The sequence below is a fragment of the Kitasatospora sp. NPDC036934 genome, from assembly GCF_055608425.1.
Map to the genome: position 1 here is coordinate 1 of NZ_JBVJQR010000051.1, position 26,123 is coordinate 26,123.

Here is a 26,123-nt window from a genome sequence, read left to right on the forward strand (position 1 = left end):
CCCACCCTTCGCCGAGGACGCCCCCCGGGGGGGACGACTGACCGAGCCCCGCCGACTCACCCCCGCCCTCGTCCGCCGAGGGTTTCGCAACGTCCCCGCGACAGCCGTCCACCGGCAGCCGCACTGAAACCATCCCGGCCGGGCCCGGGGCGGCCTCCCGGCTCGAAGAACAAGCACCGGGCCAAGCGCCACGCCGTCGGCAAGGCGGTCGAACGCGCCGATTCGATCAGGGAGCATCAAGCCCGACGAGCATACAAGCCAAGCTTAGGATGCCGGGAAGAAGCCGAGGTCCCTCTGTTCCAGCCCCCCGACGACGAGCGCCCGGTCGAGGAACCGGTTGTACTCCTCGCACGCGGTTTCGGGGAGAAGGGCGCAGCTGTGGCAGGCGGCGAGGTTGCAGGACCCAGGGCCCTGGCCAGAGCTTTCGATACAGACAGGGTCGGAGGAGCACCAGGCGGCCTGTGCGAGGGCGTTCTGGAGCACGTCTTCGAGGCGGCCCGGCTGTCCCATCCGGACGAGGCCGCCGAGGGTGCCTTCGGAGTCGCCGGCGGCGGTGTAGATGAGCAGGGCTGCCATGCCGTCGGCACCAGGGCTGACGTAGAGGCGTTCTCGCAGGGAGGCCGAGCTGTATCCGCACTCATAGGTGAGCTGGTTGATGAGCAGGTGGGCGAGGGTGTGCAGGAGCACAAAACGGGGTGACAGCTCGCGTTGCTGCAGCCCCCGGTCCACAGCCAGGCGGGCGAAGCGCCGGGTGAGGAGGCCGGTTCGTTCAAGTACGTCGGGCTGTTCCTCCCAGGGGGCGAGCCTGCCGGTACCGAGTTCGAGGTAGATGCCTTCTCCGCTGACCGCGTAAGCGGGAAGCCATCCACTGCCCGGACGGGCCGGGGTACGCCGCAGGAGGGCCTTGCGGGTCGTGCGGTCGTGCGAGGACTCCGCGAAGACACGGTTGAAGCCCCAGAGCGCCCGGGTCTCCCGGAGCTTCTCCACCAGCCGCACGCGCGCGAAGGCTCCGGCCACCGGCTGGCCGTAGTCCGCCGCTGGCTGGCGGACGACGAGTTCGCTGGACTCGATGGAGTCACGCAGCGCCTGGTACTCGGTGACCCGGAAGTCCGCTGGGTCTTCTGCCAGGACAGGCCCGCCGGGGCTGGAGCTGGAGCTGGAGCTGCCGGTGGTCTCGGCGTCGTGGAGGGCCTTGAGGCCGGCCTCGATCTGCGGGTCGGTGAAGCCTTCGAGGATGAAGGCGTTTCCCTGAGCGACCCTCCGGAGCAGATCCGGCGAGGGGATCACTCCCTCTCCTACGAACACGGCTGCCTGCCGCCGGGCCTGAACGATCGTCCCGTCCTGGAGGGCTTCCACAACCTTGGGGTCAGCGGCGCTGCTGCCGTCCTCGGGCACGAAGATGGAACTGCTCAGAAGCGGGTAGTACACATTGGCGGCTGCCCGGAGGCTTCCCCTGAGCGGACTGCCGCAGGGCTCTCCCACGCATTCGATGCCGAGCCAGGGCGCGGCACCCCGGCACAGGTAGGCGGGTCCGCCCGGTTCGAGTTCCTCGGACAGAACGGTGGAGGAGCCGTTGTCCCTGCTTGCCGTTGTCGAGGTCACGCCTTCCAGGCTCCGGCCCTCGCCGCAGCTGCACGAGACCCGCTGGGCTGAGAGGGTGCCTCCGCCGGAAGAACGCAGTGAGAGGACGTGGTTGCGGCAGGAAGGCGCGGCGGAACGGTGCGCCCACTCGTTCCACGGGAAGTCCTGGAGGTGTCCCCGCTCGCAGATGGCCACGAAGGGGACCTGGGCGATGACGGGCTTGCGGCGGGTGCCCTCGTGGTGATCGCATACGGGGCGGCGGTCGGCGTGGAGACGGTCTCTGGTCAGCGTCCGGCAGCTCGGGCAGAAACCCCAGACAGGGAATCGGAGGACGGGGACACGGACCTTTCTGTTCATCTCGTCCTCTGACCAGACCCGGTAGTCCGGCGGCGAGTAGAGCGCGTCGATACCCAGATGCTGCTCCAGACGCCACTCGTGGATCCGGTACTCCTCACGGTCGCGGTCCTTCCCGGTCGGGAACCAGTGGTCAAGGCCCGCTGTGATGACGGACGTACCGTCAGAGAGCACGTGCATGGCGCCAGGGCCAAACGGGACAACCAGCTGGGAGCGGCGGACACTTCCGCGGATCATGAGTTTCCTTCCTCGATCGCGTACTGCACGGTGACCTCGACCTCGGATTCGGCATCGACGCCGCGCATCGACGAGGGGATCGCCCAGCTCAGATTCCGCTGGTTCTCGGGTGCGTAGTGGCCGAGCGGCCGCAGGAGCCGACCGTGGCCCACGGGGCCGAAATCGCCCCACTCGCCGGGCCGCCATGCCTCCCATTCCTTGCGCATCCGGTCCAGCAGGGCCGCTGTACGGCTGGCCTCGTCGGGGTCACAGAATTCAGCGCGACCGAGCAGCAGTTCCCTGGCTTCCTCCCATCGATCGGCCGGGAATGGGAGGGGAGCGTCGACGGCCTTGCCCCCGGCCTGGCGGATGTAGGCGACGGCGACGGCCCTAAGGGCCCGGTCCAGGGCGGGCGGGGCGAACGGGGTCGAGCTGGTGGGCTCAACCTGGGCGTACAGTCGCTCGTGGTAGCTGCGGAAGCGTTCGAAGTGGCTGCGGTCGCGGGGTTTGCCGGCGCCGTAGAGGGTGACTACCAGGCCGGGGATCCGACGGCCGACACGGCCGGTGACCTGGATGTACTGGGAGGTGCTCTTGGGCTGACCCACGACGGCCATGAGGGAGAGACGGGGGATATCGATGCCGACTTCGATCAGGCTGGACGCCAGGCAGGTGTCCACGGCCCGCTGTTCCGGGGTGAGTTGCCGCTCCAGCTTCTGGATGGCCTCGGGAACCTCATCCTGCCGGAGGCGGCTGGTCATCTCCTCGACCCAGTTGAGGTAGCGCATGCCGCTGCGGTCCGCGGTGGAGCGGTTGTTGATGGTGCGCAGGTAGTCAGGGATGTCGGACTGCATGAGAGAGAGCGAGTTGCCGAGCTCGCGGAGGCTGTTGAAGAACGCGAGCAGCGTCCACCAGGGGTCGCGCTGGTCCTCGGGGAGATCCCCGGCGGCCTGGAGAAGCGCCGCGAAGGTGCGGACCTGGACGGTCTGCATGGAGCCGAGAGCAGGGGCGTGCACGCCGATGTAGCGCCGTCCGGGCTTGAGCAGGCCGGTCTCGGGGTTCCGGTCGTATACGGCGAAGAACGAGTCGGAGGCGTCGATGCCGTGCGGCGGGAAGAGGTGAATCCGCTCACGGCCGTAGAGGGCGCGTACCTGTTCCTCGTGGCGGCGGATCGTGGCGGTGGAGGCGACGATCTTCGGGCGGACGGGAGTGCCGCTTCGCCGGTCAGTGCACAGCTCTTCGATGACGCCTTCGTAGAGGCCGGCGAGGGAGCCGAGTGGGCCCGCGATGAGATGCAGCTCGTCCTGGATGACCAGTGACGGCGGCGAGAATTCCCGGGCACCGTCGGCGCCGAGTCCTGAAGCTCCCAGGCCGAACAGAGCGCGGGCCCCGGGGCGCCAGGCGAGCAGGGCGAACTTGTCGATGGTGCCGATGACGAGCGTCGGCCGGCGGTCGTAGAGGTCGTCATCGGTGACGAAGACGGGCAGCGGGGTGTCGTCCGCCGAGAAGCGGCACTCGTAGTCCGGACAGATGAACCGTACGGTCCCCGCGTACTCGACGTACCCGGCCACAGGAGTGCGGCTCGCGGAGGCAGCCTGACCGCCCCTTCCGCCCCTGCGGGGACGCCGGCGGGGCGCGCCGCTCTCTTCCTGGCCGGCGACGGGACCCATCTGGGCCGCACACCAGGGGCAACGCAGCAGGAGGAAGGGATTGTCCTCACCGCCAGCCCGGAGCCGGCCGAGGGCCGAGGTCGCATCGCCGCGCTTGTTGGGGGTCGTGTCGCCGCCCACCCAGATGCCGATAGAGAAGGGACCCCCGAGGTCCGGCTCATCCTCCCGCAGCTCTTCGAGCGCGCAGATGAGGGAGGCCGCACGCAGGAACTGCTGCGCGGTCAGCAGACGCAGGGTGTAGCGCATGAGGATGGTGACCCCGGCGTCGGCGGGGTCACGCAGACGGCGCAGGAGAATGGTGAAGGCGGACAGACCGAGGTACGCCTCGGTCTTGCCGCCGCCGGTGGGGAAGTAGATGAGGTCGACGGTGTCACGGTCGTCGTGGAACGGGTCTGCGGTCGACGGGACAGCGGCGAGGAGGAAGGCGATCTGGAACGCGCGCCAGTTGCCCTTCCCCTGGCTGCGGGCCGTGTCTTCGTCCAGTTGGACGCCGTCCACCGCGTAACAGCCGTTGACGTAACGGGTTCTGCGCAGGGGTGCACCGGAGCGCAGCTGCTGGCGCAGCATCACCCGGTTCGTCACGCGGAACGCGCGGCCGACATCCGTGCTGGGGTCGCGGACGAGTTCGAGGCCCTCCCGCATCCGGGCCAGGGCGGTGCGGCAGCCCTCGATGTGCTTGGCGGCGGTCGGCTGGAACCGTCCGTCGAGTCCTGCGGCCTTCTCCTCGAGTTCGTCGATCCACTGCGCGTAGGCGGTGACGACCCGGCTGAGCTGCTCGGGGCCTTCCGGTCCGTCTCCTGCCAGCTGGTCCATGGAGACGGTCAGCGGGGTGCCGTCGGGCAGCCGAATGTCGGGAGTGATGCTGGGGGCTTCGTACTGCGGCATGGGATCGGCCCTGGCCCAGGAGGAGCGGTCCCCCATCGGCGTGTCCCAGTCCGCCGCACAGCCGTGTCCGACGGCGAAGGTGCGGGCACCCCGGTAGATCAGGCTGAACGAGGCGTCATCCGGGTGGGTTCCGGCTTCGGCCGCCTCCGGGTACGGGGCCAGCCAGCCCTCTACCGGCTCGACGGTGATCTCGGTCTGGAAGAGGCTGAGAGCGTCGGGGGCCCCTTTGCCCAGCGGTGTCCGGTTGACGAGGGCGACCGTGATGAGGCGCCCGTCGCGGTGAGGCCTGATGCGGACGGTGAGTTCGAGGTCCAGGCCGTCGAGGCCGGTCGAGGTGTCGGAGGACGGCTGCGGCTTGCGCAGGAGGGGGCCGGCGCTGGCGAGCGCCTCCGGCGACAGATCCCAGACGGCCGCGACGGGGCCGCGGACCCACCAGTGACGGACGCTGCTGCCGATGTGCACGGTCCGGCGCCGGTAGCGGCCACCAGTGGCGGAGATCCGCAGACCGGCCCGTTCTCCTGCCAGGAGGATCGACAGGCCCATGGCGCTGGGGCGCCGGTCGTTGGCGCCGAGGAGTTCAAAGTCATCGTCGTCGGCATGACCTCCCTTCCGCGCGTATGCCTCCTGGATGCCTTCGGGCACCTCCGGAGCGTCTTCGTCCTCCTCCCCGTCCTGCCCGTCTTCGCCGGCGTCCACCGTTTCGTCCGCCTCGGAGTCCGCGCGCTGGCCAGCGGTGTCCTCCGGTGTCGCGGGGTAGAGGATGCCGACGCCGTAGCGCAGCAGGGGAGCACGGTCGAGGATCTCCTCGCCGCTGTCAGCGTCGGTCCACGGTCCGCGGGCGGCGGGCCAGCCGTCGAACGACGTCTGGTCGAGGGGCTTGCCCGCGGGGGCCGGACCCATAAGCTCGGCCCGCAGGGCGTCGATTACGTCCTCCCGGGCCCCGAGGTTGTCACTGGCCGTGGTCATGCTCTGCCTGCTCCTTGAACCTGCTTGATGTATCCGGGGCGTGCGCTGTGGGCCATCAGCACGGTGAGCTCGTCCCTGGCCCGGGAGGCACCGACGTAGAAGAGCGTCCGGTCCCGGTCCGTGCCGAAGGAGGTGATGTCGGTGAGGACGACGGCGGGGGCGTCCAGCCCCTTGAACGTGTGCACGGTTCCGTACCGGACGGATCCCGGTTTCGGGGAGTCCAGGGGTGTCAGCCGTCCCTTCCAGCTGGGGGCACGGCAGGTGCCGGCGGCACTGAGCTCGTCCCGGAGCGGAGACAGGACGACGATGTCCTCGGGCGAGAAACCCTCCCGGGTGAGATCCGTGAGGCGGCTGGCCAGCTGTCGCTGCTGCTCCTCTTCGTCCGCCCACCAGAGGTTCGTGGCCTGGCGGTCGTTGGAGGGCCTCAGGGTGCCCGCGTATCCGGGGTCGAGTACCGACGTGACCTCCACGTACAGCGTGATGTCGGGGACGCTGCGGCAGTTGTGGTTCAGCGTGACCGAGGGCAGCTCTCCGGCCCGTTTGTGCAGGACGTCCATGCCCTGGCCGTCGGATCCGTAGAGGGCCTGACGGGTGAAGTCGCCGAAGCCCAGCCATCGGCCTGCGGACAGGCCGCCCCGTACGGAGAAGTCGAGGACATCGAGGTAGGACTCACGCATCAGGTCCTGTGCCTCGTCCACGACGAGCACGTCGAACGGGGGCTCGTCCTTCTCCATGAGGACGTCCAGGGCGGCCTCGGGCAGCACCTCGGTGAAGAAGTCCCTGGTGCCGCCGGCATCGCGGGCGGACGGGGCCAGCCCGGCCATGTAGGAATGGAAGCTGGTTGCCGTCACCCCTGGCAGGCCCGCAGTCTCCTCCTTGAGCCAGCGGCCGAGGTGGCGGTTGAAGCAGCACAGGAGCACCCGCTGTCCCCCGGCGGCGTAGCGGCGTGCCGCCTCCACCGCCACGTAGGTCTTGCCCGTCCCGGCAGCGCCGTCCACCATGCAGCGCCGGTTCCTGGCGATCATGTCGAGCACTTCGTACTGTTGCTGGGTGAACGCCTCCGTCTCGCGCTCCATCCGCTGCCGCCTCAGCTTCGGCGGCTCGGCGAACTCGAACGAGGGCCGCAGAGCCCGGATGATCCGCTCAGCCTGCCCGGCATCGGGTGCCACGGACGCCGGGTCGAACCATGCCGCCCCCGGTGTGGCCGCGAGGTGGGCCCGGTGCGCGTCCAGGACCCCGGTGACCAGCGCCGCCACGGAGCGGCTGCGGAAGGCGACCGTGTCCAGTGCCTGCCACGAGTGCCACTCCATCGGCCCGGAGACCGCGAAGCGGCTGTGGGTGAACAGCACCGCGAATGCGACCGGCACCGCACCGGCACCGCCGCTGGGGCCCCCGAGCTTCTTCCTGACGGCGTGCATGGCCTCGTCGGCCTGCTGGAACGGGCTCCGATTGGTCAGGGGCTGATTGCCGAGGCGCCACTCCCCGCTCGGCAGCCGCCGCACCTGGAGATGCGCCTTGACCTCCAGGACGAGTATCCCCTTGCCCGGGACGATGATGACGAAGTCTGCCTCCCCCTGGATCTGTCGCGGGTGCTGGGCGATTCCGAGCGAGTGGAGGACGGTCCAGTCCCCGGTCGCCGGATCGTCGCGCAGCCGCTGGAACACCTCCCGTTCCCCCGGGCTCGGCGTGCAGGCCGGATCGAACGAGGGCGGGATCATACGTGCCATCAGGGAACCTCCGGGGAACGGAGCCGGCACAGGTAGTGCACGGGAACGGTCAGCTGCCCGGGCAGCAGCGCGTCGATGAGGGCCACCCGCGCGCCTGCCTCGGTGTCGTCCAGGGAGATGTCGCACCACTGATCGGACTGCAGGGTCTCCCAGGTGCCGCCCGAGACGGCCCGCTGGACGACCTCGGCGTAGTTGCGCCCGACGCTGCGGTGCGCGTGGTCAATGCGGCCCAGCGCGTCCCAAGCGTGGTCGGCTTCGTCGCCGCGTCCGAGGTAGCGCATCACCACGGTGAAGTCCGCTTTGAGGCGCGTTCGGATGCACCACGGCCCTGTCCAGTAGCCCAGGTTGGCGGTCGTCGCGCCCTGGGACTTCAGGTCGGCGGCGACGCCGTGGACCCCGTCCCGGTGGCGGGCGACGCGGTCGCGCAGCTGTGCCTTCCACGCCCGCTGGATCTCGCGCAGCATGAGGGCGTCCTCGCCGAGTGCGGCGTCGGCGCGCTCGACCAGGCTCTGGTAATAGGATCCGCCGCGCAGTACGACGGCGTCGCCGATCGTCACTGTGGCCGCGTCCACCGCCTCGACGGCCGGCCTGCCCTCGTCGTCCGCCTCGACGAGCAGCACCTTCTGAACGCCCTCGTCCCGGGGCAGCAGTACGAAGGAGCCGTCGGCCAGTTGGGCCGCCTGAGCGGCCACACGCTCATGCGCGCCCGGAGCAGGCTGCTCCAGCACATCGGCGGGCAGCCCCGCGACCGCTTCGCCAGCCAGGGAGAGCACATCGAAGCCGGTCAGCTCCGGCGCCTCACTGGCCTCGGGAACGCCTGCCCGGAGACCCTGCGCTCCCCCGAGGAGGAGGGACGGGCGCCGGATGATCCGCGACGGCATCCGGCCACGCCGGACCGGTCCTTCCCCGAACAGCGGCCAGACGTCCTGCGGCTCGCGGTAGAAGTCATAGTGCACCAGTCCGATCCGGGAGGCGCGCGGAGCGTTCAGCACCCCGGGCGGAAGCCAGCCCACGGGCCCGACAACGACCGCGGCACCGTACACACAGGTCCCGGCGAGGTCCCGGGCGGTGCCCACGTCGACCGGGCACCTGAGTGCGGTGAACGCGGCCACCGCGTCGTCCTGGTGGGCGCGGCTGGTGACCACCACCAGGACGCTGCCCGCACCGGGCGATTCCAGGTACTTCATCACGCCGCGGGCCAGCGGGTTCTCGCGCTCCCGTCCCAGGTTCCGCAACGCGTCGGCGACCGCGTCGAACTGCCTCAGCAGGCCGCGGTCGGCGACCCGCTCGATCACCCTCGCACGGCCGACCAGGGCTTCCGCGGTCTCCCGCAATCCCAATGCGCCGGAGTTGAGCGGCAGGGGCACCGTCCCGATGAGCCACCGTGCCCGGCGGATCTCCGCGCATGACTGCCGCCACAGGTCGGAGCCCTCCGACTCCCCCACCGCGCGCAGGAATTGTGCTGCCGCGTGCATGAACGTGCTGACACCGGAGTGCCGTACCGGCTGCTCCACTATCTCGGCGTCGGCCCTCTGGTACACACCGTCCGCATCCAGCATGCTCACCGCTGCCTCCGCCTGGTCCGCCAGGCCAGCGCCTCGACGCCGGCAGGGAGGGCCCGTACGAGCCCGGCGGGCATGGGCAGATCGGCCTGGCGGCGCGCACGGTTCGCGTAGAGCGCGTCCGCCGCAGCCACGGCCGAGGGGCTCGTCCGCTCGACCACGGCCATCGTCACCTCCGCCAGGCTCGCCGCCATCCACCGCCGCACCGTCGCGGCACCGTCCAGCACCGCCACGGCCGGCTTGCGGGACCGCACAGGATCACGGATCTCCTCCGGATCGCTCCTGCTCGACAGGACGACACTGCGGTAGTGGGTACCCGGCGAGTGCACACCGCGCAGACGCATCAGCTCCTGAAGGGATAGCCCGGGACAGCCCGGGGCCGCGGCAACCTCCTGCGCCTCCGCCAGCACCGTGCTCACGACCCCCACCAGTACGCAGTCGAGCGAGCAGTGCCGGTAGTACTCGTCCAGGGGGCCCGTCAGCAGTCCGCTGGCGCCGCCCGGTGCCCCGGTTTCCTCGCTGAAACGGTTGCGGTCGGTGTAGTCCCCGGGCTGATCGGGCCAGGGGAGCGTCTGAACCCGGTACTGATCCGCCGGGAACCACGACACCATGCCCGGGCGCCCGCCGGGGCCCGGGCGGCCCGACAGCTCGTAGACCTTCCCGTGATGGTTCTCCACAGCCCTCAGGAAGAGGCCCGAATATGCGCGTTTCCCCGCACCTGGTAAGTCCGCCGACACGATCCGAACGCAGGTCCCTGCCGGGAGGGCCCATGCCTGCTCGAATCCGAGCTCCCGCTCGGCGCGCGATCGCGCTGTCCATGACGTCCGGTCCACCGAACCCAGCGCGAGAAGTACGGCGGCGTATTCACGAGCCGGGACGGACAACGCCACGACGGCGCTGTCACCGGCCTCGCTCAGCTCGGCGGCCCATCCGCCGGCCCGGGCGAACCACACAGCCCACTCGGGCAGCTTCCGCCAGCCCCCCTCCGTGCTCAAGTAGGCGCCGCGGAGCGCAGACCCGCTATCCGCCACCGACCCAGCCCCTAAGCCCGCCCGAGAGTTCCCTTGTGCCGCCACGCGACCTCTAGTACTGGCAGCGCTCGCGATCGTACAACATTGCCACAATTCGTCACATCAACTTCATTGTCTCAAAACGGACTTACTGCTGCCAGCTATGCGGCCTGCGAACTGCGGCTGATCAGCTCCCGGGCATCCGCGTGGCCGCCGGCATCCATCAGGTGACCCACCACATCGAGGACGAAACGGTCGGGTCGGCCGCAGACCTTCCGCAGGAGAACATCCACGACCTCCGCGAGACCCCGGCTACGGCACGTCTGAATCGCGGCAGCAGACTCCAGCGCAGGCGCCTCGTCGCCGGCATAGTCCAGCATGCCGACGACATGCTCGTACCGGCCGCTGTCAAGGTGCAGCACCAGTTCGTCGACCGGCCACTGCAGCCCGGTCGCACGTTCGTTGCGCCGGTCCCCCTTGGCGGGCGGGACCGGCGCAACGGCTGGCGCACCGATGCCGCCTTCCTGCGCGCCACCGCCCATGCCAGTGGCCTCTTCCAAAGCCGGCCTGTCGGCTTCAGCAATGCTGTTGTCGGCGGCAGCAGCGTGCTCACCCTCATCGAGAACCCGCTGCAGGAGAGCCTTCAGGTCGTCCTCGGGCACCACTTCGACACCGGTCCTGCGCTGCGCGAGCCGGTGCAGCTTCAGAACGGCGTCCGTGTCAGGGAACAGGACCTTCCCCGACGCGAGCCGGTAGAGGACCGAGCGGGAGCTGTGGGTCTGACCTGCGACGCTGCGCAGCGAGCCGCCCGTAGCGCCCAGTAGGGTGCGCACCGCCTGGGCGAGTTCGCGGCGTGCCGGGGGAATGGAGGCCGAAAGGGCCTTCATCTGTCCGCGTGGAGGCAAAGGAAACTCCCCGGGGGTAGGGGCGACGACGTGTCAGCCCATCTTGGCAAACTCCTAAGACAGTTGAAGGGTCTTGTGGTGCGGCGGGGACACCCCGGGACACCGGGCGAGGAGGGACACCGAGGGACAGAGGAGGCCTTCCCATGCCCCTGGGCATGCGCTTCGCTTGAGGAGCAGTCGAAACCGGCCCGCTGACAGCCCACCAGGGCCGTCACTGCGCTGCACACGAGAGGATCCGAAGAGCATGGTGGTGGCAATCCCGTCCTGGACGGACGAGGAACTCGGCACCAAGAAGCGTGTTGCGCTTTGGCTGGTGCAGGAGGTCGGAATCGGCAGCGTGTTCACCAAGGAGCAGCTGCGGACCGCGTTCGAGGGGGTCAGCCAGGTCGACCGGCGCATGCGGGAGCTTCGCGACCACGAGTGGCAGATCGACACCAACCGGGAGGACCCGGCCCTCGACCCCAGCGAGCACCGGTTCGTGCGGCAGGGTGTGCCGGTATGGGAGCCCGGAATGGGAAGCCGCAGGGCAACCGAGTCGGTGGGAGCAGTCCAGCGCCGTGCCGTGCTCCTGAATGACAACTACCTGTGCCGGACCTGCGGCATCGGCAACGGCGAGGCGTATGCCGACGGCCACGGTGCCACCTCCCACCTGGACATCGCGCGGCGGCCGGTCACCCTGCCCAGCGGCGGCACGGAGGTGCAGCTGGTCACCGAGTGCAACCGGTGCCGTGTCGGCGGGCGCGACGCCGGCGCCGATCTGGGCGCCTTCGCGTCGGCGCTAGCGCAGCTGTCGGCCTACGAGCGCAAGATGCTGTCTGCCTGGATGGAGCAGGACGCCCGCGGCTTCAACGAGGTCGAGAAGCTCTGGGGCGTCTACCGCACGCTGCCGGCGGCTGCGCGCGCCGAGGTCCGCGGCATGCTCCTGTAGTCCGCTCCCGGGCGGCACCGGAACCCCTGTGCCGCCCCTTTCTTGGCCCTGGCAGTATCTGCATCGCTTTCACACACACGAAGGAGCACACACGTGTTGATCGACTTCGGCCAGCCCCACGAAGCCGGCGGCAACCGCGAGCTCGTGGCCCACCGGCTGAAGGAGCTGCGCAACGGGAACGGGGTCCCGGAAACGCTGACCGTCGAGTGGCGCGGGAAGCCCGCCCATATCGAGGTCATCGACATGCCGGTCGAGGTCCTGCGCTACAACCCCGGCACGCACCGCATCCGCGCCCAGCGCGCCTACGACCCAGCCCGGGACCGGGCGCTGACCGAGGACCCCTGGAGCCCGGAGAGCCAGGATTACCTCCACCACCTGCTGAAGGCGCTGCCGGCCGACCCCTCCAGGACCGACAAGGCCTTCGAGGACCTGACGGAGAGCCTGCGCGAGTACCAGCAGAACGAACCCGGGCTGATCACCCACGAGGGCATCCTCGTGAACGGCAACACCCGCCGCGCTGCCCTCAAGGAGCTCGGGCGGACCAGCATGCGGGTCGGCGTTCTGCCGGAGAGCTGCGAGTGGAGCGACATCCATGCTGTCGAGCTCTCCCTCCAGCTGCGCCCTGACACCCGGCGGGACTACTCCTACATCAACCACCTGCTCGCCCTGGAGGAGCAGGTTGCGCTTGGCAAGCCGCTGCCGGAGATCGCCCGGAACTTCCACACCACGACGCCGGCCTGCGACCGCGACCTGTGGATCCTGGCCCAGCTCCGGGACCTCATCAGCCGCAGTGCGACCAGCACCGCCTCGCTGCGGCTCATGGACTTCGAAGAGGCCAAGGAGCGGTTCTTCGAGCTCTACCGCGCCTACAACACGGAGTCCGCGCGCAACCGGGAACGTGGCGACCTGCTGAAGGAAGGCCGGCTCGCGGCCATTGTGCTCGAGTTCGCCAAGACCGATGTCCGGTACATCCAGCCCGACTTCCAGGAGCGCTTCCTGGACCAGCGGCTGCCCGCAGACCTCAGGCCCGCCCCCGCCCAGGCAGCCCCGGCGGTGGCCATCCCCGGTCTTGGCCGCACCGTCCAGGCCGCCGGCGCGAGCGTCGCCGCGGCCAAGGCGCTCACCGACTCCCTCCTGCAGGCCAAGGCCGTCAAGGCGGCCGGCGCGGCCGCAACCCCCGAGGAGCAGACGGAGGCAGCCGACGTCCTCGACCGCACCCGCCACGTCTTCAACGAGGCGCTGGAGTTCGCCGGCAAGGACCACCGGCTCCGCAAAAAGCGCCTCGCCGCCCCCGACCGCGTCACCGACGCCTGCAAGGACCTGGAGCAGTGCGTCACCGACCTCGTCCTCGCCCGCGGCAACGGAAGTCTGGACGAAGGGGCATTCGACGACGCCCTGCTGCAGCTGCGCACCATCATGGGGCGCGTTGCCGTCGAGGCCGGCAAGAGCATGCCGCTCCCCGGCGAGGGTCTGGCCTGGCTCAACGCTGCTGTAGGGAAGCAGCAGTGACGGATACCCAGACAGAGCCGTCACTGCAGATTGCATTCGACGTGTCGCGGACCCGCGTTGTCCTGCGCACCACGCCCGGACACGAGCAGGACTTCGCAGACCTCGCCGCGCGCATCGCCCCCGGCGGCCAGCGCGGGCCGCTAGTTGGCGAGTTCGACCTCGACGACTTCCTCGACCGCATCATCGAGCTCGGCTCCTGGCGCCACGACGGCGTCGAGTGGGAGGAGGCGCTGGTCCAGCTCGTCACCGGCGTCCTCGACGACGCCGAGCGGGCCGAGCAGACCCTCCGCAGTGGCGCGGACGCCGGCCAGAGCGCAGTCGCGCCGGGCGACGTGCCGGGTCTCCTAGGCGACGGCTGGACCGGAGACCTCACCCCCTTCCAGCTCCGCGATGCAGCCCAGCTGCTGTCACTCGGGCACGGCGCGAACTTCAGCGTCCCCGGTGCCGGCAAAACCCGCGTCTCACTCGCCGTCTACGCCGCCATGCGTGAACAGGGCCTGGCCAAGCGGCTCCTGGTCGTCGGACCCAAGTCCGCCTACGAGGCATGGCAGACCGAGAGCCAGATCTGCTTCCGCACACCGCCGCGCATCGCCGTCATGGGCCGCACCCCCGACTACGGCGCAGAGGTACTGCTGGTCAACTACGAGCGCCTGTCCCGGGCCGTACCCGGGCTCGCGTCCTGGCTGGGCACGGCGCCGTCGATGCTGGTGCTCGACGAGGCCCACCGTATGAAGCTCGGTGCCAACGGGACATACGGCTCTGCCTGCCTCGCGCTCGGGCCTACCGCCACCCGGCGGCTCATCCTCACCGGTACTCCGGCCCCCAACGGGGCCCGGGACCTGGAGAATCTGCTGTCGTTCGTCTGGCCCGGCCGCGGCAAGCGCGTCGTCTCCGACGCTGTACGCGGCGGCGACCTCGCCTACGCCAGCACGGTGCTAAGGCCGCTGTTCACCCGCACCACCAAGCGCGAGCTTGGCTTGCCCCCGTTCGAACCGAAGGTCCGGTACGTCAGCCTCCCGCCGATCCACCGGGAGGTGTACGAGGCGCTCAAGGGCAACTTCTCCCCACGGGCCGAGGCGTCCCGCAACGACATCGAAGCCCTGGGGCGGGCAGCACTGCGCCTGCTCATGGCCGCAACCAGCCCAGCGCTCCTGATCGAGGGCAGCAGCCCGTACGAGCCGCTCGCCTACCGGGTGCCGGCGCTGGAGGCCGCCCCCGGCGAGTCCCTCCACGCGCTCCTGCGCGACCTGCCCAGCTACGAGCTCTCCCCCAAATTCCAGGAGGCCGTCCGGATCGTCGCCGCCAACGCGGCAGCGGGCCGCAAGACGATCGTGTGGACCACCTTCGTACGCAACATCACCACCCTGGCCAAGCTCCTCTCCCCCTACTCCCCAGCCGTCGTCCACGGCGGCACGGCCGACCGGGACGAGGAGATCCGACGGTTCCGCGAGGATCCCGACTGCATGGTGCTGCTCTCCAACCCGGCTACCCTGGGCGAGGGCATCAGCCTGCACCAGGTCTGCCACGACGCGGTCTACGTCGACCGCGACTTCATGGCTGGCCGGTTCCTGCAGAGCCTCGACCGCATCCATCGCCTGGGCCTGGCCCCCGGAACGGAGACGAGGGTCACGGTCCTTGTCGCGGAAGGCACCATCGACGAGGTGGTCCAGCTGCGTCTTGAGGCAAAGCTGGAGTTCATGGGCAGCATCCTGGACGACCCGGAGGTGCGCCAGCTTGCTGACCTCGTCGAAGAGCCCGTCGGCAGCGCCGGCCTGGACATGGCGGACATCCGGGAACTCCTGCGCCACCTTGAGCCCCCGGCCCTGCTCGACGAGCAAGCATTGAGTGTGGCCCGGGACCCTCAGCCGTGACGGGCCCAGGGTGGCGTACGGATCGGAACGGACTCCTCGAATCCGCCGAGCCTCAGCAGGAGGAAGAGATGACACACGCAGAAGTGGACAGCGAGCGCCCGCTGCCCCACCCCGCTGATCCGTCCATCGACGATCTCTTCAGCAGCCAGGAGACTGCCGAAGCCTGTCGGTTCCTCCTCCTGCGGCGGGATAGCCCTCCGACGATGGCGGAGTGGCTGGCTCGGTCGCAGCAGGTTTTCGGCAAGTCCAACGTGCACAGCCAGCGGCGCCTGCGCGAGGTCCGGAGCCACTTCGTGGTGGAGAGCCGGCGCCGTACCGGTGACGGGGAGTGGATCTACGAGCTGCTGGGCTGGAAGAAGGCGGCTTCCGCGGCCGTGAAGTCTCGCCCCGGCTGCAGGCGGAGGTCTTCAGCCAGAAGGGCCGCTTCTGCCAGATGTGCGGGCGCGGCCCCCAGGACGGTGTCCGGCTGCAGATCGACCACATCGTGCCTGAGTCCTGGGGCGGCAAGACGGAGTACTCGAACCTGGAGCCGCTGTGCGAGGAGCACAATCACGGGAAGCAGGCGTTCTTCGCCTCGCTCGACGAGTTCGGCCCGGCTATCGGGCGTGCGCTCCTGGGCTCGGATCCGTGGGAGCGCATCGGCGAACTACTGATCGCCTTCCAGGAGATGGGGAAGCCGACGCCAGTCGAGCTCATCGAACTGGTCGCACAGGACACCCACAAGGGCGACCCGAAGAAACGGCTGCGAGAACTCCGTTTTGTTCTCGGCTGGGACATCGTCGCGCACCGCAGGAAGACGGACGGCGTTACTGAGGTGACCTACGAACTGATCAGCTCCCAGCCGTGGCCTGCGGAGGGTGCAGCCGCGGCGGTTGCCGGCTACGAGCGAAGGCGCAAGGAGCGCAAAGCCGCTGAGCGCGCCGCGCCCGGGGCCGACTGACCCGGCCCACGCACCGGAGGCGCAAGACCCCGGAATTCCTATATTTTCCATTCAAAGAATTGAGTTGGTATGACGTCAGCCGATACCTTATTCCCCATTTCCTCCGTCGTGCCCCTGATCCGGAACTGGCCCGCGTCCGCGCCGGAATCCTGGCGGCGGACCCGTACGGCGAGATCTTCGGTGCAGCCCTGCGCCGTACCTTCGACATGCTGCTCGACGGACAGCACACGGGCCGGTTCCGCTGGGACGACCTCCACAAGACCGAGAAGACACATGCCGGCACCCTCGTGGAGATCAACCTCCAGCGCGCCTTCGGCTTCGCTGACGGCGACAAGATGGACTACTCGATTCATGGCATCGACGTGGACTGCAAGTACTCCCAGGACCTGGGCCGCTGGATGATCCCGCCGGAGGCGATGGGGCATCTGTGTCTCGGAGTGTGGGCGAGTGATGACGCTGGGCTCTGGTCGGCGGGGCTGTTCCGGGTCACTGAGGAACTGCTTACCAAGAAGGAAGGGAACCGGGACGGCAAGCGGTCTCTCACCGCCGCTGCCCGGAAGACGGCCGTTCACTGGCTCTTCGAGGATGCGCCGCTCCCCGAGAACATCCTGCTGCGCTTGCCTGAGAAGGACATCGCCGCGATCTTCGCGTCACGGTACGGCACCCAGCGGGTGCATGAGCTGTTCCGGCGGACGCAGGCGGTGTCGTCTCCCGCGGCGTGGTCGCCACGGTTGCGCAGCAGGACGACTTCATGAAGCGGGTCCGGTACAACGGTGGCTCCCGCTCGGCGCTCCGGCCGGAGGGAATCGTGATTCTCGGGCAGTACGGGAGTCACCAGGTGGTAGCCGAGGGCCTCGGCCTGCCGGTGCCAGGTGCTGGTGAGTCCGTGAGCGTCCGCCTGGCACCCTGGACTCTGGAGCATGTGGACGCACGGTGGGTGGAACTGGAGGGGATCAAGTGGGTGGTAGCGCGGGAAAGCGACCCGGTCGTCGAGGCACCGCTGCTGCCGGAGCGGTAGGCGCGGATGCTGCCGCATGGGTTGCCCCGGAAGGATCATGGGCCTCTTCAGCTGCCAGGCGCCGCAACATGCAGGCGATCCGGAGCCGGGACACGTCCCCCGAGCTGGCGCTGCGCTCCCTTGTCCACGCCGAGGGGCTTCGGTACCGGGTGGCGGCAAAGCCGCTGCCCGGTATGCGGCGGACGGCTGATCTCCTGTTCCGTCCCACACGGGTAGCCGTCTTCGTCGACGGGTGCTTCTGGCACGGGTGCCCGGAGCACTTCGTTCCGCCGAAGACCAATCCCTCGTATTGGGAGACGAAGATCAGCGGAAACGTCACCCGTGACCGGGATACCGACGAACGCCTCGCTGACGAAGGGTGGCTCGTGCTGCGGTTCTGGGCGCACCAGTCGCCTGAGGAGTGCGCGGACACAGTGGTAGCCGCCGTAGTAGCGCGGCGGGGGGAGCTCGCCGAGCGAAAGCGGCGACGTCTGGAGGGCAAGCAGGGGTGTCCAGGCGCAGGACCGCCCGCAGGCTGACGCCTGCGGGCGGCAGGTCGATCAGACTCAGCTGATCTTGGCCTTGTTCGCCTTGAAGAGTTCGTGCCGGTCGTGGTCTTCCTGCCCGACGAAGGCCTTGAAGTCGCGGAGCAGATAAGCCATGGCACCGTCCCGGCCGGCCTCGGTCTCTTCGATGTGGAAGTCCCGGCCGAGGTGGGAGAGGCGTCGCTCGACGTCGTGCATGCCCATGACGACACCGGTCTTGTCCAGTGCGGTAACGATCTGCTCTGCGGTCATCGGTTCGCTCTTACCGCGGAGCAGCCGGTAAACCGGGTCGTGAGTGGTCTCGATCCGCTCCCGGGGGGTGCCTTCCTTCCGGAGCGCCCTTGCGATGGAGAGCCCGACAGCCTTGGCGACCGGCGGCGGGAAGGCATTGCCGATCTGGCGGTATCCGGTGGTCTTCCCTCCGGCAAACTGCCAGTCGTCACTGAACCCCTGGATCCGCGCGGCCATGCGGCTGGTCAGCTTCGGACCACCTCTGACTTCGCCCTTCCTGCTCACTGCAGGCTGGAAGTCAGCACCCGGCGCCTCGTTGGCAATGCCCCAGGCATCAACGCCCAGGACCGCCCAGGCCGCCTTGGCCCGGGAGGGACCGAGGTCTGCCCCGCCGTGCTTCTTGGAGCCGCCAACGATCGTGGGCGCGATGCCGTCGGCCTTGGCGGCCCACGCCTCGACGCCACCCCAGCCCTTGGCTGCCATGAGGTCCTTCAGCGTCTCACCAACGGTAGGCGCCGGTCCGGGCAGAGGCTCGGGCCAGTGGAAGTACTCTGCGTACTCGTCCTGAAGTGCCACCAGCACGAACCTCGGCCGGAGCTGCGGCACCCCGAACTGGGATGCCTGGAGGAGCCTCCACTCGCCCACGTAGCCGAAGTCGCGGAGCGTGTCCAGGACGTGCTGCCGGTAGGCCGAGAAGCGGTTGGCACTGAGTCCTCGCACGTTCTCCAGCATGAGCGCCTTGGGCTTGATGCGGCCTGCCAACTGGACTGCCCAGGCAAACAGGTCACGCTCGTCGGTGGCACCGAGCTGCTTGCCGGCGATGGTGAACGGCGGGCAGGGGACACCTCCTGCCAGCAGCGAGACCCCTTCGTACTCCTCGGGGTTCCAGACCGACTCGTCCGCGACATCACCCTCCGCGACCGTCCACGCCGACCGGTTCAGCCTGAGGGTGTCGCAGGCGTTCGGGTCGAGCTCGACTGCGAGCTTGTGTTCGAATCCTGCCCCTTCGAGGCCGAGGGCCTGCCCCCCTGCTCCTGCGCAGATCTCGACAACCTCAAGGGCAGACATTCTTCCTCCGTACAACACACGTCGAGCCTGCGGGATGGGAGGCGCCAGGCGTCGAGCTGAAAATAGTCATGATATCGAACAAACTAGCTACCTCCCTTCGGATGCACCTTGCCGCTCCATCTCCCCGCCCAAGCCTCACCTACAGGGCACGCCGGGGACAAACGATCTCTGTGGAGCGGCCAGCGTAGTCGCGAGCTCTGACATGCCGACCGATGTGACTCGAGTCCTGCCCGCCCCTGCACAACGCGCCGATGTGAACGAGGACACGCGTACCGTCCTCCTCGCACTGACCCGGACCACTGGAGACCAGCGGCGAGAAGGCCGAGCGCTGACCTGATGCGCGGTGGCCTGGAGCCGCTCTCTGCGGGGGTCTGGGCCTACCCGCAAAGTTTGGGCCCGCCACCTACGCCCCTTGCCGCAACGACATACACGATGCCCCGATCCCGGCTTTCCGCGGACTCAAGCATTCCGGTCTATGCGGACCGCCACATCAGGCTGCCGTTACCACTGGCACGGTCCGTGGCTGGGGCAGGCCGAATGCCGCCGCAGCCACGTGTGCGGCCAGCAGTGGCGGCACGGCGTTGCCGGCCTGCTCATACTGCTTCGTCTGTGTTCCCTGCCACGGGTAGTCCCCGGGGAAGGACTGCAGCAGGCCCGCCTCGTGGACCGTGATGCGCGCTGTGTCGGAGGCGGCGCTGCGGCTCTTCCAGCATCCGCGGTCACGGGACTCGGCAAGAGCACGGCGGGCCTGAGTTGGGAAGGGCTCGGCACCGCCGGTCTTGCCGCCGCCGGCGGTGACGGTGGGCGCGGGCCGGTCGGTGGCGCCCCAGCCGATGCCCTCCGCCATGGAGACCCAACAGGCCCGGGACTCCCCGAAGAGGTTGCCCTCTTCGCCGTCCTCGGTGTGCGTGGGCTCGGGAGGCTGGGCGGTGCGCAGGCGCGAGGCGATGAGGATCGCGCGGCGTCGGCTCTGTGGAACGCCGAAGTCTGCGGCGTTCAGGTTGCCGCACCAGGTGCTGTAACCCCAGCCCCGAAGCACCTCGGCGTAGTGGCGAAACAGCGGGAGCGCATCGGGGACCTCTTCCATGACAGCGTCCTCTGGCCGCAGGGCGTAGAGGTACCGCATGGGCTCGGCGGCGAGTAGGGAGCGGGGGTCCTGGCACGCGGCCAGGAGCTGCGGCCGGGTGTCCCGGTCTCTGGCGAGGTCATCGATCGCCTGGTGGACCAGGGGCTGGTCCCGGAGCCCTAGCTGCTTGCCCGCCCGGGACCAGGCCTGACACGGCGGAGACGCGATGAAGCGGCGGATACGGCCGACCATAGGCGCCGTGGCGATCTGGGCGACGTCCGCACGGACAGTCGGATGCCCGGCGGCAGCCCGCGTCCGGCAGGCCGCAGCGTCCCACTCGATCCCGATGTCAGTGATCCCGTGGTGACCGCGCAAGCCCTCAGACCAACCGCCGGGCCCGGCGAACAGGTCCAGGGTGTCAGGGGCGACGGGGGCAGGCATCAGGCCTCCGGGACAGATTGGAACAGTGAACGTGGCTGGGCCAGGTACGGCGAACTGCGCCCTGCCCGACTGACGCAGACAGCAGCTGACCCGCCCACACGACCATACAGGCGCAGACCGCCGAACCCGCTGCCGAGACGGGCACTGCGCCGCGAGGGCCCTGCAGCGGCAGCTCCGATGGAATCCAGCTGCCGCGGTCAGATCGAGCCCGACACGAGGCGATGCGATATCACCGAGCCGTTCGCAGCGGAAGATGCCCGGCTAATCGGGGCACAACAGCAAAAACCCCTCTCGGCACCCGCAGCCCATTGCCCGACGAATATGCAAACTCCACTTTTCAAGTTCATAACGGTGCGCCCGAATTTTCCACAGCGCAGCTAGACCGCCAGGTCCAGCGGAAGGTCACTGATGTCACGGAGGCGTTTCCCTGCGATCAAAGTGTGCAGCATTGCACCTGCCTCGTCGTTGCACGTTTTCTCTACTGCCCGGATCAGTTCTGGGAGGGCAAAATGGTACACCGTATCGATGTCGCCAGTTCCCAGGGCGAGAGATGCGAGCCTGGCGGGTGACGGTTCCCCTGTGACGACCGCGATATGCGGCGTGCGTCCCTTGCGGTTCCGGATAACGTTCAACGCCTCTGAGCGCGCATTCTGGGCGCGATCGCTACGCAGAGTCCACTTGCACGATACTATCGCGTGGACGATGGAACGCTCCTGGTTGGCGCTCCTAATGACAGCATACTGGCCAGATTCCCCGTCTACGAGTTCGCGCTCCCGGTTGATCGTCGCGTCCGGCTCAGGCTTCCGCAGCACCAGAATATCTGGACTAATCTCATAAGAGTTTCCCAGAACTGAGGCTAGATTCCGGTCTTGCTCAATAGCAGTCGCAAGAGCAGCCAGGTGAGCAAACGGCTCATATTTCGAGATCTGGTATTCGGCGCGCGATCCTCCGACATTCTCGATAATCCAGCCACCCGGGCGGAGGGACTGGAACATCGGGAAGGTCTCCACAAGGAAGGCTTCCACTGCCTCTTCGAATTGCTTGCCAGCTCGCTGACCCTTGAGTTTCTCCTGAATAATCTCGGCACCAAGGTCCCGTGCAATATTGAACGCGATAGCCCTACTTGTATTTTGACTTCCGTCAGCATTCGAAGCCACGCCATCACGCGACAGAGACAGGGTGTTCCTGTCGACGAGATGCTTGTGAAAGTTCACCCTTGCTTCGGTAAGTACCGCCGCCATGCGAGACCCGCCTAGATTGTCCGGTTTGCTTGAGCTCATCGCTTTTGCGAAGAGATGGGCATGCAGTGCATGCAGCGCGCGAAGGCAGCCACTCGCCTCCATAGGCATCCCGATGAGTATCGCCGACCGACGTCATCTGAAGGTCTCAGTGGGTTCCACCGGCAGACACCCGTACAGGTTTGCTGTCAGCCCCCCAGACAGCCGCTACCGCACCCCTGCGCGGGCACATGGGGGAGGGAGGATCAACGGTTGCGTACCGGACGGTCATGCGAGTGGACCTGGCGCACCGGGTCCAGGACGGAACGCCCTGCCCTGTCGGCAACGCCTGCAATGAGGGCCGCGGGCAGTGGACCAGAAGGGGCCCGATCGGTGATCTCGTGATCATCCGGGCTTCAGCAGCGCTCGAGCCCGGATGAAGCAAGGGTAATTCGTGTGGAGAACTGGGTTGAGATCCGCCGGTTGTGCCGGAACGACGGCCTGTCGACCCGGGCGGTAGCCCGTGAGCCGGGAATCCCCCGGGGGACCGTTCTGCGGGCTCTGGCCTCGGACAGCCGCCGAAGTACGGCGGGTACCGAAGGGGCTCAGTAGTGGACGCGGTCGGGTCGGCGGTCCCCACCGACCCGTTCTCAGCCTCACCACGGAGCACTCCCTGCTCCGTGCGCCCTGAGATCCCCCAATGCGCCCTTGATCCACCGTGCAGATAAACGGACTGTCCGGACCCTGAGGTTGGTCATAGGACGATCGATCGGGGGATTCTCATGTCGGAAGCAAACTCGGCCAGTCCGTGGGCACGCACGGTCTTCGGCTCCCTCGCCGCCGAGGTCGCGGGCATCGTGCCTGCATGCCTTGTCCGGGCCCACGAACGTGCCCAGGGCGGCCACGAAGGCGTTCACACGCAGACGCTCGAAGCATACGGACACGGGCTCTACGCCGCTCAGTACGAGCAGCTGTCGGCCGGCCTCTCCCAGCTACCCGGCGTTGAGCTGGTGCGCCTCCAGGCACGGACCGTCGCCGTGGTCGCCGGCCATGTCGTCTACCCCTACCGGTACGCGAAGAAGGACGTACCCGTGACCGCTGCCAGACTCCGGAGCGCGTCAGGGCTTCGCGCCGGCCTCATCCGCAGGCATGGCCCCGACCCGCGTCAGGGAGAGCTTGATCTCGGCATCGAACTGCCGGACGAGGACGAGCCTCATGCGGATCTCGCACGCCTCTCGCCGGACACCAAGCTTGTACTCGTCGCCTACGCCTGCTCGTTGGCTGAGGGCGTGGTCCGTCTGGAATGGGGATCTGCGGAGCTTCGCCGCGAAGATCGATCACTGATCTGGCACCGCCATGAGCACCTGCCCATCCCGCGGCAGCGCTGATGTGAGGGGTCTCCGGCAGACGGCCGATTGCAGGTTCGATCTTGTCCCGAGTCGATCTGCTGAAAGCAGCGGCTTGGCCGTACGCCTCGCCGCGCTTGTCGCTTCCGAGCGCCGTTCAAGAGCCTCGCCGGTTGACCTCAGGAACAGGGCGGTCTCGCGGCGCCACAGGTACATGCTGGCCATACGTTCATCTGCTAATCCAGAGGGAGGACGTCATGCGTGGCACTGGAACGATCTACAAGCGGTGCGGCTGCCGGGACTCCCGTACCGGCCGGCAGCTTGGAAGCCTTTGCCCGCACCTCCACCGCCGTGGCCACGGTTCCTGGTATCTCGCGATGCCACGGCACGCGGCCGTCGACGATCACCGCTCCCGGCTGCGCCGGGGCGGCTACCGTACGCGGGCTGAGGCCGAGCGCGCGCTCAAGCGCCTGCGCGACCCCAACCTCGCGCACCAGGGCGGACTGCTCACGACCGGCCAGTGGCTACAGCGCTGGTACGACATCGTCGAGCCCCATCTCCGGCCGTCGACCGCCCGCGGCTATCGCCAGCACCTGGAGCAGTACCTCTTGCCGCTGCTCGGCCGCGAACTGCTTTGCGACCTGACCAACGACTCGGTACAGCAGGCCTTCAGCACCATCGTTCGCCGACACCAAAGAGCCAACCGACCGATCAGCGCCGGCACTTTGCGTCGCGTTCAGGCGACACTCCGTGCCGCTTTTAACCATGCGGTGCGCAACGGCCTCCTGGCCGCCAACCCCGCCCGGAACCTGGATCTCCCACGAGCGCCGCGACCGCACCCGGTGGTCTGGACGGACAACCGGGTGGCGGAGTGGAGACGGACAGGCGAGCACCCATCCGTCGCAGTCTGGACACCCACCCAGACAGCCGCGTTCCTGGCGTACGCGAGCGATCACCGCTTGTACGCCCTCTATCACCTGTACGCCTTGAGGGGTCTGCGCCGCGGGGAAGGCGCGGGCCTCCGCTGGTCGGACTTCGACGCCTCGAGCCGCACACTCACGGTCGCACGGCAACTACAGCAACGGGAGAACGGGCGGCTGGAGGTCTGCCCCGTGAAGACGCGCGCCGGCGAACGGACGATCGCCCTCGACGGAAACACCATCCAGGTGCTGAACACACACCGTAGCCAGCAGAGAAAGGAGAAACTGGCTGCGGGAATTAGTTGGAACGAGTCCGATTACATTTTCACCGATGCCTACGGACGTCCGCTGCGCCCGGACCACATCGGCCACGTCTTCCAGAACATGGTGCGCAGAAGTGACCTACCGCCAGTCCGGCTCCACGACCTGCGCCACGGCGCGGCGAGCCTCGCCTTGACCGGCGGATCCGATCTCAAGGTCATCCAAGCCCAGTTGGGGCACTCTACGATCATGACCACCGCCGACACCTACACCTCGGTCCTCCCCGAGACGGCATATCTCAGCGCCGAGGCGACAGCCCGAGTGGTCATCGATGCGGCCCGAAAGCTCTCCCGGGGCATCCGATACCAGCCGAGGCCGCACAGGCGGCGCACGAAGGCCCGGCCGGGAGCCTCCCCAAACAGAGGGATTCGTAGCTCAACGTAAGACTTTGACGGTCCATCGCCCGACCCGGGCACCCCACGAGCGCCCCACCCACGACCCATCAAGGACGAGAAAGCCGCCCGGCCGCACCGTCATAGGCGCAAGAAAGACCAGGTCACAACGGATGGCGGAGAAAGGTGATCCCCGAACGAAATCGGCAGACCTGCGGATTAAAAGTCCGCAGCTCTTGAGTTAGCATCGGCGCGATGTAGGGGACCAACGGCCCCGGACTCCTTACATTCGTCACAGACCGTAACTGCCGTCCTGCGTCTGCCGTCACTTTCAGGGTACTCCGGGCCATCTCCGCGGCGCTCCGGCCGCGACCCACCAGACAAGGACGCCATTTACGGCCTGCATCACTGCCAGCGCCGCAAACCGCGTCCTCTGCCCGGGGTGACCTGCGCGGACTCCCGTGGCAGCAGGCCCTCGTGAGCGGTCGCAGACGTCAGGCCGCCTTCCACCCGGCGTGCCCGCCGGAGCTCGACGCGCTTCGAAGAACGACCCGTGCGTACGGTCTGCCCCGTTCAGCACGCCAAACCCTGTTCCGCCCGTCCAGGCGGACAGGTGACTGTGGGCGTGCCCGGCCGAGCCCGAGCGGCTCCACCACCCCATCAGAGGGAGACCATGCACGTCCGACCCCACGTTCCCGCCACAAGCCGCCTCTCGGTTACGACCCAGACCCCTGCCGGTCCCGCTCACGAGGCCAATCCGGCGCCGGAGTTCGACCTCCTGCACAGCGGCTGGTACTCCACCGAGGAACTCGCCTTGCTGTTGAAGGTCGACCCCTCGACCCTGCGGCGCTGGCGCTCCGCCACTCCCCCTCAGGGCCCGCCCTTCGTCCAGATCGCGCCCCGGCTCTACCTGTACAGCATCCCCGACACCCAGCTGTGGCTCGCCCAGAAGCGCACCGACCCATCCGAGGCAGCCTGAATGCCCGACCACACCCCGCTCATCCCCATGGGTGTCGATCTCACCGACGACATCGAGCACCGCCCCGACCGCCGCCCGCATTTCCGCTACCGCGCCCGCGTGCGCTGGACCGACCCCAACGGCGGCGGCCGCAAGTCGGCTTCTTCCTCCGTCCCCACAGAGGAGGAAGCCGAGGCCTGGATCGCCCGCATGCAGCGGGCCGCAGCACGCGGCATCACCCCCAAGACCCTCACCATGTCTCTCGCCGAGTACGGCGACGAGAACTGGGACCTGGCGATGCGCGGCCTGGAGACCACCACCCTCGACCCCTACACCGCCGGCTGGAAGCTGCGCGTCACCCCGGTCCTCGGCCACATACCCGTCACCAGCATCACCAACGGCATTACCGACCGGGCCCTCCACGCCTGGATCGCCGACGGACTCAGCATCTCCTCCGTCAAGAACAGCCTCGCCCCACTCGTGCGCATCATGGAGCAAGCCGTCCGCGACGGCCTCATCGACTTCAACCCCTCCCGCATGAGCGGCTGGCAACGCCTCTA

At 68.4% G+C, this 26,123-nt stretch carries 19 protein-coding genes and 1 pseudogene; 11 read left to right on the forward strand and 9 right to left on the reverse strand.

The genetic code is table 11. The annotated features are described in order from the left end of the window. Positions 1-264: 264 nt before the first annotated feature. The 6 genes from drmB to ACZ7BZ_RS37220 form a co-directional block, all read right to left on the reverse strand. Positions 265-2,172, reverse strand: coding sequence for a DrmB family protein (gene drmB / locus ACZ7BZ_RS37195; protein ID WP_470362237.1), 1,908 nt, complete (start codon positions 2,170-2,172; stop codon positions 265-267). Continuing rightward, positions 2,169-5,669 carry a helicase-related protein gene (locus tag ACZ7BZ_RS37200; RefSeq protein ID WP_470362238.1) on the reverse strand — a complete coding sequence of 1,167 codons (3,501 nt, stop codon included), beginning with the start codon at positions 5,667-5,669 and terminating at the stop codon, positions 2,169-2,171. The genes drmB and ACZ7BZ_RS37200 overlap by 4 nt, the downstream gene beginning before the upstream one ends. Beyond that, positions 5,666-7,396 (reverse strand): nuclease-related domain-containing DEAD/DEAH box helicase, encoded by a 1,731-nt coding sequence (locus tag ACZ7BZ_RS37205; protein WP_470362239.1) that lies wholly within the window; start codon positions 7,394-7,396, stop codon positions 5,666-5,668. The genes ACZ7BZ_RS37200 and ACZ7BZ_RS37205 overlap by 4 nt, the downstream gene beginning before the upstream one ends. After that, positions 7,396-8,961, reverse strand: coding sequence for a hypothetical protein (locus tag ACZ7BZ_RS37210; protein WP_470362240.1), 1,566 nt, complete (start codon positions 8,959-8,961; stop codon positions 7,396-7,398). The genes ACZ7BZ_RS37205 and ACZ7BZ_RS37210 overlap by 1 nt, the downstream gene beginning before the upstream one ends. Next, positions 8,958-9,848, reverse strand: a complete 891-nt coding sequence (locus tag ACZ7BZ_RS37215; protein WP_470362241.1) for a hypothetical protein — start codon at positions 9,846-9,848, stop codon at positions 8,958-8,960. Before ACZ7BZ_RS37215 ends, ACZ7BZ_RS37210 begins: the two co-directional genes overlap by 4 nt. Positions 9,849-10,129: 281 nt before the next feature. Continuing rightward, complete coding sequence (locus tag ACZ7BZ_RS37220) at positions 10,130-10,855, reverse strand: hypothetical protein (protein WP_470362242.1); 726 nt, start codon at positions 10,853-10,855, stop codon at positions 10,130-10,132. Positions 10,856-11,117: 262 nt separating this feature from the next. Here ACZ7BZ_RS37220 and ACZ7BZ_RS37225 point away from each other — a divergent pair, with 262 nt between their 5' ends. The 7 genes from ACZ7BZ_RS37225 (at position 11,118) to ACZ7BZ_RS37255 (ending at position 17,657) form a co-directional block, all read left to right on the forward strand. Continuing rightward, a complete protein-coding gene (locus tag ACZ7BZ_RS37225; protein ID WP_470362243.1) occupies positions 11,118-11,801 on the forward strand; it encodes a hypothetical protein in 684 nt (227 codons plus the stop codon). A 93-nt stretch (positions 11,802-11,894) separates the two neighbouring features. Next, positions 11,895-13,310: a ParB N-terminal domain-containing protein gene (locus tag ACZ7BZ_RS37230; RefSeq protein WP_470362244.1), complete on the forward strand. Its 1,416-nt coding sequence runs from the start codon at positions 11,895-11,897 to the stop codon at positions 13,308-13,310. Between the two features lie 41 nt (positions 13,311-13,351). Then, on the forward strand, positions 13,352-15,181 hold the full coding sequence (locus tag ACZ7BZ_RS37235) for a DEAD/DEAH box helicase (RefSeq protein ID WP_470362245.1): 1,830 nt from the start codon (positions 13,352-13,354) through the stop codon (positions 15,179-15,181). A 328-nt stretch (positions 15,182-15,509) separates the two neighbouring features. Next, entirely contained in the window at positions 15,510-16,121 is a 612-nt protein-coding gene (locus ACZ7BZ_RS37240) for an HNH endonuclease (protein ID WP_470362246.1), read from the forward strand. Between the two features lie 59 nt (positions 16,122-16,180). Beyond that, positions 16,181-16,876 carry a NaeI family type II restriction endonuclease gene (locus tag ACZ7BZ_RS37245; RefSeq protein WP_470362247.1) on the forward strand — a complete coding sequence of 232 codons (696 nt, stop codon included), beginning with the start codon at positions 16,181-16,183 and terminating at the stop codon, positions 16,874-16,876. After that, positions 16,873-17,139: a NaeI family type II restriction endonuclease gene (locus tag ACZ7BZ_RS37250; RefSeq protein ID WP_470362248.1), complete on the forward strand. Its 267-nt coding sequence runs from the start codon at positions 16,873-16,875 to the stop codon at positions 17,137-17,139. Before ACZ7BZ_RS37245 ends, ACZ7BZ_RS37250 begins: the two co-directional genes overlap by 4 nt. After that, positions 17,079-17,657: a very short patch repair endonuclease gene (locus tag ACZ7BZ_RS37255; protein ID WP_470362249.1), complete on the forward strand. Its 579-nt coding sequence runs from the start codon at positions 17,079-17,081 to the stop codon at positions 17,655-17,657. Before ACZ7BZ_RS37250 ends, ACZ7BZ_RS37255 begins: the two co-directional genes overlap by 61 nt. 27 nt (positions 17,658-17,684) lie before the next feature. Here ACZ7BZ_RS37255 and ACZ7BZ_RS37260 read toward each other — a convergent pair whose 3' ends face one another. The 3 genes from ACZ7BZ_RS37260 to ACZ7BZ_RS37270 form a co-directional block, all read right to left on the reverse strand. After that, on the reverse strand, positions 17,685-18,962 hold the full coding sequence (locus ACZ7BZ_RS37260; RefSeq protein ID WP_470362250.1) for a DNA cytosine methyltransferase: 1,278 nt from the start codon (positions 18,960-18,962) through the stop codon (positions 17,685-17,687). 490 nt (positions 18,963-19,452) lie between these two features. Next, positions 19,453-20,469: a DNA cytosine methyltransferase gene (locus tag ACZ7BZ_RS37265; RefSeq protein ID WP_470362251.1), complete on the reverse strand. Its 1,017-nt coding sequence runs from the start codon at positions 20,467-20,469 to the stop codon at positions 19,453-19,455. Positions 20,470-20,846: 377 nt separating this feature from the next. Then, on the reverse strand, positions 20,847-21,818 hold the full coding sequence (locus ACZ7BZ_RS37270; RefSeq protein WP_470362252.1) for an NgoMIV family type II restriction endonuclease: 972 nt from the start codon (positions 21,816-21,818) through the stop codon (positions 20,847-20,849). Between the two features lie 650 nt (positions 21,819-22,468). On the opposite strand from ACZ7BZ_RS37270, the gene ACZ7BZ_RS37275 reads away from it, so the two are divergent. The 4 genes and pseudogenes from ACZ7BZ_RS37275 to ACZ7BZ_RS37290 form a co-directional block, all read left to right on the forward strand. Further along, a complete protein-coding gene (locus ACZ7BZ_RS37275) occupies positions 22,469-23,074 on the forward strand; it encodes a hypothetical protein (protein ID WP_470362253.1) in 606 nt (201 codons plus the stop codon). A gap of 215 nt (positions 23,075-23,289) precedes the next feature. Further along, positions 23,290-24,657, forward strand: a complete 1,368-nt coding sequence (locus ACZ7BZ_RS37280; RefSeq protein WP_470362254.1) for a tyrosine-type recombinase/integrase — start codon at positions 23,290-23,292, stop codon at positions 24,655-24,657. A 621-nt stretch (positions 24,658-25,278) separates the two neighbouring features. Next, positions 25,279-25,584, forward strand: a complete 306-nt coding sequence (locus tag ACZ7BZ_RS37285) for a hypothetical protein (RefSeq protein ID WP_465395910.1) — start codon at positions 25,279-25,281, stop codon at positions 25,582-25,584. Further along, positions 25,585-26,123: pseudogene (locus ACZ7BZ_RS37290) on the forward strand (site-specific integrase); the annotation flags it as partial.

Coding starts and splice junctions, on each gene's coding strand:
- ACZ7BZ_RS37225 (WP_470362243.1), top strand. CDS start 11,118: ATGGTGGTGGCAATCCCGTCCTGGACGGACGAGGAACTCGGCACCAAG.
- ACZ7BZ_RS37285 (WP_465395910.1), top strand. CDS start 25,279: ATGCACGTCCGACCCCACGTTCCCGCCACAAGCCGCCTCTCGGTTACG.
- ACZ7BZ_RS37220 (WP_470362242.1), bottom strand. CDS start 10,855: ATGAAGGCCCTTTCGGCCTCCATTCCCCCGGCACGCCGCGAACTCGCC.
- ACZ7BZ_RS37200 (WP_470362238.1), bottom strand. CDS start 5,669: ATGACCACGGCCAGTGACAACCTCGGGGCCCGGGAGGACGTAATCGAC.
- drmB (WP_470362237.1), bottom strand. CDS start 2,172: ATGATCCGCGGAAGTGTCCGCCGCTCCCAGCTGGTTGTCCCGTTTGGC.
- ACZ7BZ_RS37260 (WP_470362250.1), bottom strand. CDS start 18,962: ATGTCTGCCCTTGAGGTTGTCGAGATCTGCGCAGGAGCAGGGGGGCAG.
- ACZ7BZ_RS37275 (WP_470362253.1), top strand. CDS start 22,469: ATGTCGGAAGCAAACTCGGCCAGTCCGTGGGCACGCACGGTCTTCGGC.
- ACZ7BZ_RS37265 (WP_470362251.1), bottom strand. CDS start 20,469: ATGCCTGCCCCCGTCGCCCCTGACACCCTGGACCTGTTCGCCGGGCCC.
- ACZ7BZ_RS37205 (WP_470362239.1), bottom strand. CDS start 7,396: ATGGCACGTATGATCCCGCCCTCGTTCGATCCGGCCTGCACGCCGAGC.
- ACZ7BZ_RS37270 (WP_470362252.1), bottom strand. CDS start 21,818: ATGCCTATGGAGGCGAGTGGCTGCCTTCGCGCGCTGCATGCACTGCAT.
- ACZ7BZ_RS37250 (WP_470362248.1), top strand. CDS start 16,873: ATGAAGCGGGTCCGGTACAACGGTGGCTCCCGCTCGGCGCTCCGGCCG.
- ACZ7BZ_RS37280 (WP_470362254.1), top strand. CDS start 23,290: ATGCGTGGCACTGGAACGATCTACAAGCGGTGCGGCTGCCGGGACTCC.